At 62.3% G+C, this 14,492-nt stretch carries 16 protein-coding genes and 1 tRNA gene; all 17 read left to right on the plus strand.

From position 1 onward, the window contains the following. Positions 1-30: 30 nt before the first annotated feature. The 17 genes from rpsO to nuoK all read left to right on the plus strand — a co-directional run bounded on the left by rpsO (position 31) and on the right by nuoK (position 14,478). Positions 31-297 carry a 30S ribosomal protein S15 gene (gene rpsO / locus PSQ40_RS19760; protein WP_273953603.1) on the plus strand — a complete coding sequence of 89 codons (267 nt, stop codon included), beginning with the start codon at positions 31-33 and terminating at the stop codon, positions 295-297. A 243-nt stretch (positions 298-540) separates the two neighbouring features. Continuing rightward, positions 541-2,685, plus strand: a complete 2,145-nt coding sequence (gene pnp / locus PSQ40_RS19765; RefSeq protein WP_273953604.1) for a polyribonucleotide nucleotidyltransferase — start codon at positions 541-543, stop codon at positions 2,683-2,685. Between the two features lie 53 nt (positions 2,686-2,738). Further along, on the plus strand, positions 2,739-3,725 hold the full coding sequence (locus PSQ40_RS19770) for an NAD(P)H-quinone oxidoreductase (RefSeq protein WP_273953605.1): 987 nt from the start codon (positions 2,739-2,741) through the stop codon (positions 3,723-3,725). Positions 3,726-3,729: 4 nt separating this feature from the next. Then, positions 3,730-4,479 (plus strand): triose-phosphate isomerase, encoded by a 750-nt coding sequence (tpiA, locus tag PSQ40_RS19775; protein ID WP_273953606.1) that lies wholly within the window; start codon positions 3,730-3,732, stop codon positions 4,477-4,479. 21 nt (positions 4,480-4,500) lie between these two features. After that, positions 4,501-4,860 (plus strand): preprotein translocase subunit SecG, encoded by a 360-nt coding sequence (gene secG / locus PSQ40_RS19780; RefSeq protein WP_273953607.1) that lies wholly within the window; start codon positions 4,501-4,503, stop codon positions 4,858-4,860. Positions 4,861-4,987: 127 nt separating this feature from the next. Further along, positions 4,988-5,072 (plus strand) — tRNA-Leu (locus PSQ40_RS19785). 56 nt (positions 5,073-5,128) lie between these two features. Continuing rightward, positions 5,129-5,488: an NADH-quinone oxidoreductase subunit A gene (locus PSQ40_RS19790; RefSeq protein ID WP_273953608.1), complete on the plus strand. Its 360-nt coding sequence runs from the start codon at positions 5,129-5,131 to the stop codon at positions 5,486-5,488. 27 nt (positions 5,489-5,515) lie between these two features. Further along, positions 5,516-5,995: a NuoB/complex I 20 kDa subunit family protein gene (locus PSQ40_RS19795; RefSeq protein WP_019577575.1), complete on the plus strand. Its 480-nt coding sequence runs from the start codon at positions 5,516-5,518 to the stop codon at positions 5,993-5,995. Between the two features lie 10 nt (positions 5,996-6,005). Next, a complete protein-coding gene (locus PSQ40_RS19800) occupies positions 6,006-6,614 on the plus strand; it encodes an NADH-quinone oxidoreductase subunit C (protein ID WP_273953610.1) in 609 nt (202 codons plus the stop codon). 26 nt (positions 6,615-6,640) lie between these two features. Continuing rightward, entirely contained in the window at positions 6,641-7,894 is a 1,254-nt protein-coding gene (locus PSQ40_RS19805) for an NADH-quinone oxidoreductase subunit D (RefSeq protein ID WP_273953611.1), read from the plus strand. Next, positions 7,891-8,379 carry an NADH-quinone oxidoreductase subunit NuoE gene (gene nuoE, locus PSQ40_RS19810; RefSeq protein WP_273953612.1) on the plus strand — a complete coding sequence of 163 codons (489 nt, stop codon included), beginning with the start codon at positions 7,891-7,893 and terminating at the stop codon, positions 8,377-8,379. The genes PSQ40_RS19805 and nuoE overlap by 4 nt, the downstream gene beginning before the upstream one ends. Continuing rightward, the gene (gene nuoF / locus PSQ40_RS19815) at positions 8,379-9,734 is read left to right on the plus strand and encodes an NADH-quinone oxidoreductase subunit NuoF (RefSeq protein ID WP_273953613.1); all 1,356 of its coding nucleotides are present in this window, start codon (positions 8,379-8,381) and stop codon (positions 9,732-9,734) included. Before nuoE ends, nuoF begins: the two co-directional genes overlap by 1 nt. A 14-nt stretch (positions 9,735-9,748) precedes the next feature. After that, entirely contained in the window at positions 9,749-11,878 is a 2,130-nt protein-coding gene (nuoG, locus tag PSQ40_RS19820) for an NADH-quinone oxidoreductase subunit NuoG (RefSeq protein WP_273953614.1), read from the plus strand. Beyond that, positions 11,875-12,957 (plus strand): NADH-quinone oxidoreductase subunit NuoH, encoded by a 1,083-nt coding sequence (nuoH, locus tag PSQ40_RS19825; protein ID WP_273953615.1) that lies wholly within the window; start codon positions 11,875-11,877, stop codon positions 12,955-12,957. The genes nuoG and nuoH overlap by 4 nt, the downstream gene beginning before the upstream one ends. Positions 12,958-12,969: 12 nt before the next feature. Continuing rightward, complete coding sequence (gene nuoI, locus PSQ40_RS19830) at positions 12,970-13,479, plus strand: NADH-quinone oxidoreductase subunit NuoI (protein ID WP_273953616.1); 510 nt, start codon at positions 12,970-12,972, stop codon at positions 13,477-13,479. A gap of 37 nt (positions 13,480-13,516) precedes the next feature. Continuing rightward, positions 13,517-14,173 (plus strand): NADH-quinone oxidoreductase subunit J, encoded by a 657-nt coding sequence (locus PSQ40_RS19835; protein ID WP_273953617.1) that lies wholly within the window; start codon positions 13,517-13,519, stop codon positions 14,171-14,173. Then, on the plus strand, positions 14,170-14,478 hold the full coding sequence (nuoK, locus tag PSQ40_RS19840) for an NADH-quinone oxidoreductase subunit NuoK (protein WP_273953618.1): 309 nt from the start codon (positions 14,170-14,172) through the stop codon (positions 14,476-14,478). The genes PSQ40_RS19835 and nuoK overlap by 4 nt, the downstream gene beginning before the upstream one ends. Positions 14,479-14,492 lie beyond the last annotated feature (14 nt).

Below are 14,492 nucleotides of genomic sequence, written 5' to 3' on the forward strand. Positions count from 1 at the left end.
AGCGCAAGTCAAATATTCAAAGGAACAAAAATGATCGCATCGTCCATCAAGGCAGAGGTCGTCAAGGCCAACGCTCGCAGCGCCAACGACACCGGTAGCCCCGAAGTCCAAGTCGCCATCCTGACCGCTCGCATCAACGAGCTGACCCCCCACTTCAAGACCCACGCCAAGGACCACCACGGCCGTCGCGGTCTGCTGCGCATGGTGAGCCGTCGCCGCAAGCTGCTGGACTACCTGAAGTCCAAGGATGCTGACCGCTACACTGCACTGATCGCCAAGCTGGGTCTGCGCAAGTAATTCGCACGACGAATGCTGGACGCCTGAGTTAGTTCACTAGCTCAGGCGTTTGTTTTTTGTCGCTTCCATCAGGTTTGAAAACAGGGATGCGCGCTGTGTCATTCCATCAGCTTCCAGGCGGCTTGGGCCCGCTCGGGATTTGCTGGAATGGCATCGTGTTTCGGGTTTTCAACTGACCTTCACCACCCAGGCAGGGTGGTTTCAAGTCCGGCCTGGGGCCGGCAATACAGCAGGAGCTGAAACATGAGCATTTTCAACAAAGTCACCAAGACCTTCCAATGGGGTCAGCACACCGTGACCCTGGAGACCGGCGAAGTCGCCCGTCAAGCCACCGGTGCCGTGCTGGTGAACATCGATGACACCGTGGTGCTGGCCACCGTGGTGGCGTCCAAGTCGGCCAAGCCGGGTCAAGACTTCTTCCCGCTGACCGTGGACTACATCGAGAAGGCCTACGCGGCCGGCAAGATCCCGGGCAGCTTCTTCAAGCGCGAAGCCAAGCCCAGCGAGCTCGAAACCCTGACCAGCCGCCTGATCGACCGTCCGATCCGCCCGCTGTTCCCCGAAGGTTTCTTCAACGAAGTGCATGTGGTCATCCACACCGTGTCGTTGAACCCTGAAGTCGACGCCGACATCGCGGCGCTGATCGCCTCGTCGGCCGCACTGGCCATCTCGGGCATCCCGTTCAATGGCCCGATCGGTGCCGCCCGCGTGGGTTACATCAACGGCGAATACGTGCTCAACCCGGGTCAGACCCAGCGCAAGAGCAGCCAGATGGATCTGGTGGTCGCTGGCACCGAAGCCGCTGTGCTGATGGTGGAATCCGAAGCCCAACAACTGCCGGAAGACGTGATGCTGGGCGCCGTGGTGTTCGGTCACGAACAAGGCCGCATCGCCATCAACGCCATCCATGAACTGGTGCGCGAAGCGGGCAAGCCGCTGTGGCAATGGGAAGCCCCGGCCAAGGACGAAGACCTGATCTCCAAGGTCAACGCCCTGGCTGCCGAGTCCCTGCGCGCTGCCTACCAGATCCGCAACAAGCAAGCCCGCACCCAGGCTTGCCGCGAAGCCTACGCCAACGTGATCGCTGGTCTGAAGGCCGACGGCGTCGAGTTCGACGCGGTCAAGGTGGAAGGTCTGCTGTTCGAGATCGAGGCTGGCATCGTGCGTGGTCAGATCCTGGCCGGCGAGCCCCGCATTGACGGTCGCGACACCCGCACCGTGCGTCCGATCGAGATCCGCAACTCCGTGCTGCCGCGCACCCACGGTTCGGCCCTGTTCACCCGCGGTGAAACCCAGGCCCTGGTCGTTGCCACGCTGGGCACCGAGCGCGATGCCCAGCGCATCGACGCCCTGGCTGGCGAGTACGAAGACCGCTTCATGCTGCACTACAACATGCCTCCCTTTGCCACCGGCGAAGTGGGCCGCATGGGCAGTACCAAGCGCCGCGAAATCGGCCACGGCCGCCTGGCCAAGCGCGCCCTCGTGGCCGTGCTGCCGAGCAAGGAAGAGTTCCCCTACACCATGCGTGTGGTGTCTGAGATCACCGAGTCCAATGGCTCTTCGTCGATGGCTTCGGTCTGCGGCGGCTGCCTGTCGCTGATGGACGCCGGTGTGCCGATGAAGGCCCACGTGGCCGGCATCGCCATGGGCCTGATCAAGGACGGCAACCGTTTCGCTGTGCTGACCGACATCCTGGGCGACGAAGATCACCTGGGTGACATGGACTTCAAGGTGGCCGGTACCACCAACGGCATCACCGCGCTGCAAATGGACATCAAGATCCAGGGCATCACCAAGGAAATCATGCAAGTGGCCCTGGCACAAGCCAAGGAAGCCCGTCTGCACATCCTGGGCAAGATGCAAGAAGCGATGGGCGAGGCCAAGACCGAAGTGTCGAACTTCGCTCCCAAGCTCTTCACCATGAAGATCAACCCCGAGAAGATCCGTGACGTGATCGGCAAGGGCGGCGCCACCATCCGTGCGCTGACCGAAGAGACCGGCACCCAGATCAACATCGAGGAAGACGGCACCATCACCATCGCCGCCACCGACACCGCCAAGGCCGACGAAGCCAAGCGCCGCATCGAGCAGATCACGGCCGAAGTCGAAATCGGCAAGGTCTACGAAGGCCCGGTCACCAAGATCCTGGACTTCGGCGCCCTGATCAACCTGCTGCCGGGCAAGGACGGTCTGCTGCACATCAGCCAGATCGCCCACCAGCGCGTCGAGAAGGTGACCGACTTCCTGAGCGAAGGCCAGATCGTCAAGGTCAAGGTGCTCGAGACCGACGACAAGGGTCGCGTCAAGCTGTCGATGAAGGCCCTGAGCGAGCGTCCGGCGTACAACCCGGAAGGCGCTCAGCAGCAACAGCAACAACAGCAGCAATAAACCAGCCCACGCCCGGCCCACCTGATGGTGGGTCGGGCGTTTGAACGATCACCATGAACGCCATTGAAATCACTTCTTACGGTGCCCCTGAGGTGCTGCAAGCGGCCACCCGTCCTGACCCGGTGCCGGGCCAAGGTGAGTTGCTGATCCGTGTCAGTGCCAGCGGCATCAATCGCCCGGACGTGTTGCAGCGCCTGGGGCATTACCCGGTGCCGCCCGGGGCGTCGGACATCCCGGGCCTCGAAGTGGCGGGGGTGGTGGTGTCGGGTGATGCTGACGCCATGGCGCAGGCGGGCTTGTCCGTGGGGCAGCGCGTGTGTGCCTTGGTGGCGGGTGGGGGTTATGCCGAGTTGTGTGTGGCGCCGGTGGGGCAATGCCTGACTGTGCCTGAAGGTTGGACTGACATCGAGGCGGCTTCGCTGCCCGAAACCTTCTTCACGGTCTGGAGCAATGTCTTTGACCGCGGGGCCCTGAAGGCTGGTGAAACCTTGTTGATCCAGGGCGGCACCAGTGGCATCGGGGTCACGGCCATTCAACTGGCCAAGGCGCGTGGTGCTACCGTGATCGTCACGGCGGGCAGCGATGAGAAATGCGCGGCTTGTCTGGCGTTGGGGGCGGACCACGCGATCAACTACAAGACCCAGGATTTCGTGGCTGTGGTCAAAGAGTTGACGCAAGGCCGTGGCGTCGATGTGGTGTTGGACATGGTGGCGGGCTCGTACGTGGCCCGCGAGGTCGACTGCATGGCCGAAGACGGTCGCATCGTGATCATTGCGGTGCAGGGCGGCACCAAGGCCGAATTCAACGCGGGTTTGGTGTTGCGCCGTCGCCTGGTGATCACCGGCTCGACGCTGCGTCCGCGGCCGGTGGCCTTCAAGGCCCAGATTGCCCGATCGCTGCGTGAGCAGGTCTGGCCCCTGCTGGCCAGCCGGGCCGTCAAGCCGCTGGTGCATGCCACCTTCCCGGCGGCGCAGGCGGCCTCGGCCCATGCGCTGATGGAGTCCGGTCAGCATGTTGGAAAAATTGTTTTGACTTGGTGAATTCATGAAAAAGAAGCTGATTGCCGGCAACTGGAAAATGAATGGCGGCCTGGCCGCCAACGAGGCCTTGTTGGGCGCGGTCACGGCCGGCCTGACCGAGGCGCGTGCCGATGTGGCGGTGTGTGTGCCGGCGCCTTACTTGGCGCAAGTGGCTGCGCTGCGCGGTCCGGTGGCCTTGGGTGCGCAGGATGTGTCGGCGCACGAATCGGGCGCCTACACCGGCGAGGTGTCGGCGGGCATGCTGCGTGAACTGGGGGTGCACTACGTCATCGTGGGCCACTCGGAGCGCCGTCAATACCACGGTGAGACCGACGAGCAAGTGGCTCAAAAGGCCCAGCGCGCCCTGGCCGCAGGCCTGGTGCCCATCGTGTGCGTGGGGGAGACTCTGGCCCAGCGCGAAGCTGGCGAGACCGAAACGGTGGTGCGTCGCCAGTTGGCGGCGGTCATCCACCTCAATGGCCATTGCATCAGCGAGATCGTGGTGGCCTATGAGCCGGTTTGGGCCATCGGTACCGGCAAGACGGCCTCGCCGGAGCAGGCGCAGGCGGTGCATGCCGTGCTGCGCGCCCAGTTGCAGGCGGCCAGCGCCAAGGCGGACCGCATCCGCCTGCTGTACGGCGGCAGCATGAACGCGGCCAACGCGGCCGAGTTGCTGGCCCAGCCCGACATCGACGGTGGCCTGATTGGGGGTGCCTCGCTGAAGGCGCCCGATTTCCTCACGATCGTGGCCGCCGCCTCGGCGCTTGCGGTTTGATTTTTTAGTTCTGGAGTTTTTATGCAAATCGTTACCACGATCATCCTGGCGGTTCAGATGCTGAGCGCCCTGGGCATGATTGGCTTGATCCTGATCCAGCATGGCAAGGGTGCCGACATGGGCGCGGCCTTTGGCAGCGGCGGTTCTGGCAGTCTGTTTGGCGCCAGCGGCAGTGCCAACTTCCTGTCGCGCACCACGGCGGCGCTGGCGGTGGTGTTCTTCGTCTGCACCTTGGCACTGGCTTACTTCGGCAACGTTCGTCCGGTCAGTTCGGGCAGCGTGCTGGAAGGTGCTGCACCGGTGGCGCCGGCCGTGGCGCCTGCCGCTGCGGTGCCCGCGCCTGAGCCGGCAGCGGGGGCTGCGGCGATCCCGACCAAGTGAGTCTTGAAAATCTATCCAACTGCCCCAAAGGGGTGGGTTTTTACGGGTAGAATAGCGGTCTGTTCGGAAAGCCAAAACCTTCGGGTCTAGCCCTCTGGTCCTCATGCCATCCGAGCAGCAACATCCCGCCGTCGTGGTGAAATTGGTAGACACGCTATCTTGAGGGGGTAGTGGCGAAAGCTGTGCGAGTTCGAGTCTCGCCGACGGCACCAAAATAAAGACCCTTCCAGCGCCATGCTGGGAGGGTCGCGGTGATGAAATCCTCCAGATGAACCTTGATCAATACCTCCCCGTTCTCTTGTTCATTCTGGTTGGTCTAGGCGTAGGGGTCGTCCCCCAGGCGCTGGGCTACCTGCTGGGCCCAAATCGGCCCGATCCGGCCAAGAATTCCCCTTACGAGTGTGGCTTCGAAGCGTTTGAAAACGCGCGCATGAAGTTCGACGTTCGCTACTACCTGGTGGCGATTCTGTTCATTCTGTTTGACCTCGAAATCTGTTTTCTCGTCCCTTGGGCTGTGGCGCTGACCGACATCGGTTCCACGGGCTTCTGGTCGGGCGTGGTGTTCCTGATTGATCTGCTCGTAGGCTTCATCTACGCGTGGAAAAAGGGCGCGCTGGATTGGGAATGATCGAGAGCATCTACAAGGACGCATGCAATGATTGAAGGTGTCATGAAGGAAGGCTTTGTCACCACCAGCTACGACGCGGTGGTGAACTGGGCCAAGACTGGATCGCTGTGGCCGATGACCTTTGGTCTGGCCTGTTGTGCAGTCGAGATGATGCACGCCGCTGCAGCGCGTTACGACATTGGTCGTTTCGGCGCTGAGGTGTTTCGTGCCAGCCCGCGTCAAAGCGATTTGATGATCGTGGCCGGGACCCTGTGCAACAAGATGGCCCCGGCCCTGCGCAAGGTGTACGACCAGATGAGTGAGCCGCGCTGGGTGCTCTCCATGGGCTCCTGCGCCAATGGGGGTGGTTACTACCACTACAGCTACTCCGTGGTGCGTGGTTGTGATCGCATCGTGCCGGTGGACGTTTACGTGCCGGGCTGCCCGCCCACGGCCGAAGCGCTGATCTACGGGATCATGCAGCTGCAGCAAAAAATCCGCCGTACCAACACGATCGCCCGGGTCTGAAGTTCTTGCCATGACATTGATTGCAATTCAAGCGGAAGCCCTGAAAGACGTGATCGTCGAAGCCTTGGCCGGCAAGGTCAAGAACGCCTCGGTGGCGCTCGACGAAGTGACGATTGAAGTGGCCGCAGCCGACTACCGCTCGGTCATGCAGACGCTGCGCGACGCCCCGGCTTGCCGGTTCGAGCAGCTGATCGACCTGTGCGGTGTGGACTACTCCACCTATGGCGACGGCCGCTGGGAAGGTGCCCGCTACGGCGTGGTCAGCCACCTGCTGTCGGTTACCTTGAACCAGCGTGTGCGCGTGCGCGTTTACTGCCCTGATGACGATGCTCCCCTGGTGGATTCGGTGTCCGACCTCTGGAACTCGGCCAACTGGTACGAGCGCGAAGCGTTCGACCTGTATGGCATCGTGTTCGAAGGCCACAACGACCTGCGCCGCATCCTGACCGACTACGGCTTCATCGGCCACCCGTTCCGCAAGGACTTCCCGATTTCGGGTCACGTTGAAATGCGCTACGACACGGAACGCCGCCGCGTGGTGTACGAGCCCGTGACCATCGAGCCGCGCGAAATCACGCCCCGTATCATCCGCGAAGACAAGTATGGAGGCCTGCACTGAGGCCCCCGCGCCTTGTGTGATGCATCATGGCTGAAATCAAAAACTACACCCTCAACTTCGGGCCCCAGCACCCGGCAGCCCACGGCGTTTTGCGTCTGGTGCTCGAACTGGACGGCGAAGTCGTCCAGCGCGCTGACCCCCACATCGGCTTGCTCCACCGTGCCACTGAAAAGCTGGCCGAACACAAGACCTTCATCCAGTCGCTGCCCTACATGGACCGACTGGATTACGTGTCGATGATGAGCAACGAGCACGCCTACTGCCTGGCCATCGAAAAGCTGCTGGGCCTGGAAGTGCCGATCCGAGCTCAGTACATCCGCGTGATGTTCGCCGAAATCACCCGTCTGCTGAACCACCTGATGTGGCTCGGTTCGCACGGCAACGACATCGGCAGCTCGACCATCCTGATCTACACCTTCCGCGAACGCGAAGACCTGTTCGACATGTACGAGGCGGTCTCCGGCGCCCGCATGCACGCAGCGTATTTCCGTCCCGGTGGCGTGTACCGCGACCTGCCGGACAGCATGCCGCAGTACAAGGTCAGCAAGATCAAGAACGCCAAAGCCCTGGCCGAACTGAACCAGAACCGCTCGGGTTCGCTGCTGGACTTCATCGACGACTTCACCAAGCGCTTCCCCAAGTGCGTGGACGAGTACGAGAACCTGCTGACCGAGAACCGCATCTGGAAGCAGCGCACGGTGGGCATCGGCGTGGTGCCGGTCGACCGGGCGCTCAACCTTGGCATGACCGGCCCGATGCTGCGCGGCTCGGGTGTGGCCTGGGACCTGCGCAAGGCCCAGCCTTACGATGTGTACGACAAGGTGGAGTTCGACATTCCCGTCGGCCAGACCGGCGACAGCTACGACCGCTACCTGGTGCGCGTGGCGGAGATGCGCGAATCCAACCGCATCATCAAGCAGTGCGTCGACTGGCTGCGCGCCAACCCGGGTCCGGTCATCACCGACAACCACAAGGTGGCACCGCCGGCCCGTGAGGCCATGAAGTCGAGCATGGAAGAGCTGATCCACCACTTCAAGCTCTTCACCGAAGGCTTCCACGTCCCCGAAGGCGAGGCCTATGCTGCTGTTGAACACCCCAAGGGTGAGTTCGGCATTTATCTGGTGAGCGACGGGGCCAACAAGCCTTACCGCCTCAAGATCCGCGCCCCGGGTTTCGCCCATTTGGCCACCCTGGACGAAATGGCCCGCGGCCACATGCTGGCAGACGCGGTGGCCATCATCGGCACCATGGACATTGTGTTTGGAGAGATTGATCGATGATCTCTGATTCGACCAGGGCACGTTTTGCCCGCGAAGTAGCGAAGTACCCGGCTGACCAAAAGCAGTCGGCGGTGATGGCTTGCCTGGCCATCGTCCAGCAGGAGCTGGGCCATGTCAGCGAAGACAGCGAGCGTGTGATCGCCGAAGTCCTCGAGATGCCGGTGATCGCGGTGCACGAAGTCACCACCTTCTACAACATGTACAACCAGCAGCCCGTGGGCCGCTTCAAGCTCAATGTGTGCACCAACCTGCCGTGCCAACTGCGCGACGGCAACAAGGCGCTGAAGCACCTGGAGCACAAGCTGGGCATCGCCATGGGCGAAACCACGCCCGACGGTCTGTTCACGCTGCAACAAAGCGAATGCCTAGGCGCTTGCGCCGATTCGCCCGTGATGCTGGTCAACGACCGCGCCATGTGCAGCTTCATGAGCAACGAACGACTCGACCAACTGATTGACGGCCTGCGCGCCGCCGAGGTGAAGTGATGGCGTCTGTTGAAAGCGTTCTCAGCCAGTTCCAGGCCACAGGTGTCGAAACCTGTTTCCACGACCGCCACATCGGCGCCCAGATCTATGCGGGCCTCGACGGCAAGAACTGGAGCATCAAGGACTACGAAGCCCGGGGTGGCTACCAGGCCCTGCGCAAGATCCTCGGTCAAGACGGTGGCGAAGGCCTGACCCAAGACCAGGTCATTGCGACGGTCAAGGAATCCGGCCTGCGCGGCCGGGGCGGTGCGGGTTTCCCGACCGGCCTGAAGTGGAGCTTCATGCCGCGTCAGTTCCCGGGTCAGAAGTACCTGGTCTGCAATTCCGACGAAGGCGAACCGGGCACCTGCAAGGACCGCGACATCCTGCAGTTCAATCCGCACATCGTGATTGAAGGCATGATCATCGCCGCCTATGCCATGGGCATCTCGGTGGGCTACAACTACATCCACGGCGAGATCTTCCAGACCTACGACCGGTTTGAGGAAGCCCTCGAAGAAGCCCGTGCCGCAGGTTACCTGGGCAACGGCATCATGGGCAGCAGTTTCAACTTCCAGTTGCACGCTGCGCACGGCTTTGGCGCCTACATCTGCGGTGAAGAAACCGCCTTGCTCGAGTCGCTCGAAGGCAAGAAGGGCCAACCGCGCTTCAAGCCGCCGTTCCCGGCCAGCTTTGGCCTGTATGGCAAGCCGACCACCATCAACAACACCGAAACCTTCGCGGCCGTTCCCTGGATCATCCGCAACGGTGGCGCGGCCTACCTCGAGTGTGGCAAGCCCAACAACGGTGGCACCAAGATCTTCTCGGTCAGCGGTGACGTGGAGAAGCCCGGCAACTACGAGATCCCGCTCGGCACGCCGTTCTCCAAGCTGCTTGAACTCGCCGGTGGTGTCCGCAAGGGCCGTCAGCTCAAGGCCGTGATCCCTGGGGGCTCGTCCTCGCCGGTGCTGCCGGCCTCGGTCATCATGGAATGCACCATGGACTACGACTCGATCGCCAAAGCCGGCTCGATGCTGGGTTCGGGCGCCGTGATCGTGATGGACGATTCGCGCAACATGGTCGAGAGCCTGCTGCGTCTGTCGTACTTCTACTCGCACGAGTCCTGCGGCCAGTGCACGCCTTGCCGCGAAGGCACGGGCTGGATGTGGCGCGTGGTCGACCGCATCTGGCACGGCCAGGGCCGCGACAGCGACCTCGATCTGCTGAACTCCGTGGCCGACAACATCCAGGGCCGCACCATCTGCGCACTGGGCGATGCTGCTGCCATGCCCGTGCGTGCCATGCTGAAGCATTTCAAGCCCGAATTCCAGGCATTGATTGAGCAAGCCAAGTCGCAGAAATCTGCACACGCTTGATCGCGAGAGAACATATGGTTGAAATCGAACTCGACGGTCAGAAGGTAGAGGTCAATGAAGGCAGCATGGTCATGCATGCAGCTGAAAAGGCCGGCACCTACATTCCGCATTTTTGCTACCACAAGAAGCTGAGCATCGCGGCCAACTGCCGCATGTGCCTGGTTGACGTGGAAAAGGCCCCCAAGCCCATGCCTGCCTGCGCCACCCCGGTGACGCAGGGCATGATCGTCCGCACCAAGAGCGACAAGGCCATCAAGGCCCAGCAATCGGTGATGGAATTCCTGCTCATCAACCACCCGCTGGATTGCCCCATCTGCGACCAGGGCGGTGAGTGCCAGTTGCAAGACCTGGCCGTGGGCTACGGTGGTTCTTCTTCGCGCTATGCCGAAGAAAAGCGCGTCGTGTTCCACAAGGATGTCGGTCCGCTGATCTCGATGGAAGAGATGAGCCGCTGCATCCACTGCACCCGTTGTGTGCGCTTCGGCCAGGAAGTGGCCGGCGTCATGGAACTGGGCATGATCAACCGGGGTGAGCACTCCGAGATCACCACCATCGCGGGCGAGTCGATCGACTCCGAGCTGTCGGGCAACATGATCGACATCTGCCCGGTCGGCGCCTTGACCAGCAAGCCCTTCCGCTACAGCGCCCGCACTTGGGAACTGTCGCGTCGCAAGAGCGTGAGCCCGCACGATTCGACCGGTGCCAACCTGATCGTTCAGGTCAAGAACCACCAGGTCCTGCGTGTGGTGCCGCTCGAGAACGAAGCCATCAACGAGTGCTGGATCGCTGACCGCGACCGTTTCTCGTACGAGTCCCTCAACGGCCCTGACCGCTTGACCCAGCCCATGCTGAAGCAGGGCGGTGAGTGGAAGACCGTCGACTGGCAAACCGCCCTCGAATACGTGGCCAACGGCCTGAAGCAAATTGGGGCCAGCCATGGCGCCAACAGCATCGGCGCCCTGGTCAGCCCGCACAGCACCGTCGAAGAGCTGTTCCTGGCCGCCCGCCTGGTGCGTGGTCTGGGCAGCGACAGCATCGACTACCGCCTGCGCAACGCCGAATTCAGCGCACCCGAAGGGGCTCGCTGGCTGGGCACGTCCATCGCTTCGCTGAGCGAACTCCAGCGCGTGCTGGTGGTGGGCTCGAACCTGCGTAAGGACCACCCGCTGTTCGCCCAACGCATCCGCCAGGCCGCTCGCAAGGGCGCCCAGGTGCATGCCCTGGCCTCGGCCGAAGCCGACTGGGCCCTGCCGGTGGCGCAGTTCCAAGTGGCGCCCGCGGACCAATGGGTCCAGGCCCTGGCTTCGATCGCTGCCGCCGTGGCACAAGAAAAGGGCCTGACTGCGCCTTTCGCCGCCGACGTCAGCGCCCAAGCGCTGGCCATTGCCAAGTCCCTGCTGGGTGGCGATCGCAAGGCCGTCCTGCTGGGCAACGCCGCCGCCCACCACGCCAACGCCAGCAGCCTGCTGGCCCTGGCCAACTGGATCGCGCGTGAAACCGGCGCTAGCGTCGGTTACCTGACCGAGGCCGCCAACACCGTGGGTGCGCAGCTGGTCAATGCTCAGCCGACGGGTGCAGGTTTCAATGCCGGTCAAATGGTGCAAGGGGCCCTCAAGGCAGCGTTGTTGCTGAACGTCGAACCGGCGTTTGACACCGCAGCCGGGAAGGCTGCCGTCGCTGGTCTGAACAAGGCAGAGATGGTGGTCACCCTGAGCCCTTTCAAGACCAACCTCGACATCAGCGACGTGCTGCTGCCGATCGCGCCGTTCACCGAAACCTCGGGCAGCTTCGTCAATGCCGAAGGCCGACTGCAAAGCTTCCATGCCGTGGTCAAGCCCCTGGGCGAAACCCGTCCGGCCTGGAAGGTGCTGCGGGTGCTGGGCAACTTGCTGGGGCTGGGCGATTTCGCCTTCGAATCCTCGCAAGAGGTGCTGGCCCAAGCGGCGCTGGCCACGGCCGAGCAACCGCTGGTGGCAGCCGGTCGTCTGAACAACGGCAGCAACGCGCCCATCCGTGCCAGCGTGGCGGGCGAAGTGGCGCCGGTGACGGCCGCCATCTACCAACTCGACGGTCTGGTTCGCCGTGCGCCGTCGCTGCAACTGACGGCGGATGCCCGCCTGGCTCTGGATGAGGTGACCGCATGATCGACGCGCTGTACAACGCTGGCCTGGGCCTGCTGCCTGCCAGCTGGTGGACACTGGCGGCCTGGCCGGTGCTCTGGATCCTGATCAAGATCGTGGCCGTGCTGGCCCCGCTGATGGGGGCTGTGGCCTACCTGACGCTGTGGGAACGCAAGCTGCTGGGTTTCATCCAGGTGCGCTACGGCCCCAACCGCGTGGGCCCCGCCGGTCTGCTGCAGCCGATCGCTGACGCGGTCAAGCTGCTGACCAAAGAACTGATTCGCCCGACGGCGGCCAGCAATGGCCTGTTCCGACTGGGTCCGATCATGGCCATCATGCCGGCCCTGGCCGCGTGGGTGGCGATTCCCTTTGGCCCCGAAGTGGTTCTGACGAACCTCAACGCGGGCCTGCTGCTGGTGATGGCCATCACCTCGATCGAAGTTTACGGCGTGATCATTGCCGGTTGGGCTTCGAATTCCAAGTACGCCTTCCTGGGCGCGCTGCGCGCGTCGGCTCAGATGGTGAGCTACGAAATCGCCATGGGCTTCTGCTTCCTGGTGGTCTTGATGGTGTCGGGCAGCATGAACCTGTCGGTCATCGTTGAAGGTCAAGCCAAGGGCACGCTGGCCGGCATGGGCCTGAATTTCCTGTCGTGGAACTGGCTGCCGCTGCTGCCCATCTTCGTCGTCTACCTGATCTCCGGCGTGGCCGAGACCAACCGTCACCCCTTTGACGTGGTGGAAGGTGAAGCCGAAATCGTGGCCGGTCACATGGTCGAGTACTCGGGCATGGGCTTCGCGATCTTCTTCCTGGCCGAGTACGCCAGCATGTGGCTGGTGTCGATTCTGGCGGTGCTGATGTTCCTGGGCGGTTGGCTGTCGCCGATCGACCACGCGATTTTCAACGCCGTGCCGGGCTGGATCTGGCTGGGCATCAAGACCTTCCTGGTCGTGTCCATGTTCATCTGGATCCGTGCCACCTTCCCGCGCTTCCGCTACGACCAGATCATGCGTCTGGGCTGGAAGATCTTCATCCCGGTCACCCTGGTGTGGCTGCTCGTGGTGGGGTTCTGGATGCAGACCCCCTGGAACATCTGGAACTGAGTGGGCAAGAACATGACAGTCGCCGCAGCTTCCCCCTTTTCGCTCAAGGACTTCTTGAAGAGCTTCATGCTGTTCGAGTTGTTCAAGGGCATGGCAATGACCGGTCGTTACGCTTTCAAGCGCAAGGTCACGGTTCAATTCCCTGAAGAAAAGACCCCTTTGTCGCCGCGTTTCCGTGGTCTGCACGCCCTGCGTCGCTACGAAAACGGTGAAGAGCGTTGCATCGCCTGCAAGCTCTGCGAGGCCGTGTGCCCCGCGATGGCGATCACCATCGAGTCCGATGTGCGCAATGACGGTTCGCGCCGCACCACGCGCTATGACATCGACCTGACCAAGTGCATCTTCTGCGGTTTCTGCGAAGAAAGCTGCCCGGTCGACTCGATCGTCGAGACGCACATTTTCGAGTACCACGGTGAGAAGCGGGGCGACCTGTACTTCACCAAGGACATGCTGTTGGCGGTGGGCGACCGTTACGAGAACGATATTGCAGCTGCCAAGGCGGCAGATGCCAAATACCGTTGACCAGCTTCCACGCCTGAACCCTGAAAAGACCTGATTCATGGACGCCAAGACTGGTTTCTTTTATCTCTTCTCGGTCGTGCTGCTGTTTGCAGCTTTCCGAGTGATCACGGCGCGCAACCCGGTGCACGCTGTCCTCTACCTCATGCTGGCCTTCTCGCAGGCCTCAGCCGTCTGGCTGCTGCTCAAGGCCGAGTTCCTGGCCATCACCCTGGTGCTGGTGTACCTGGGGGCGGTGATGGTGCTGTTCCTCTTCGTGGTGATGATGCTCGACATCGACGTCGACAGCCTGCGCAAGGGTTTCTGGAAGCATTTCCCGCTGGCGGCCCTGATGGGCTCTGTGGTGGCGCTTGAAATGGCGGCTGTGCTGTTGGGTGGTTTCCGTCTGACCGACGCGCCGAACACCGCGGCCATGACCGAAGCGGCCGCCAAGGGCATTCAGTACTCGAACGCCCAGGAAGTCGGCAAGATGCTCTACACCCAGTACATCTACCCGATTGAAATCGCAGCCATGATCCTGTTGGTGGCGATGATCGCTGCCATCGCCTTGACCCTGCGTCAGCGCAAGGACAGCAAGTTCGTCGATGCTTCCGAGCAAGTGCGGGTTCGTTCGCGTGACCGCGTCAAGCTGGTCAAGGTGGCTGCGACACGCAAGGCTGAAGCCGCCCCTGCCACCTCCCCGGAGCAAAGCAAATGACCTTGACGCTTGGACACTTTCTTTCCATCGGTGCGGTGCTGTTCGCGCTGTCCGTGATCGGGATTTTCCTGAACCGCAAGAACCTGATCGTGTTGCTGATGTGCATCGAACTGATGCTCTTGGCGGTGAACACGAACTTCGTGGCGTTCTCCCACTTCCTGGGTGACCTGCACGGTCAGGTGTTCGTGTTCTTCATCTTGACGGTGGCGGCTGCGGAGTCGGCCATTGGTCTGGCGATTCTGGTGCTCTTGTTCCGCAACAAGAACAGCATCAACGTCGATGAACTCAACACGCTCAAAGGCTAACCAGAGAATCCAAC

It is taken from the genome of Curvibacter cyanobacteriorum (assembly GCF_028649475.1).
In the GTDB taxonomy this organism is placed as follows: domain Bacteria; phylum Pseudomonadota; class Gammaproteobacteria; order Burkholderiales; family Burkholderiaceae_C; genus Curvibacter; species Curvibacter cyanobacteriorum.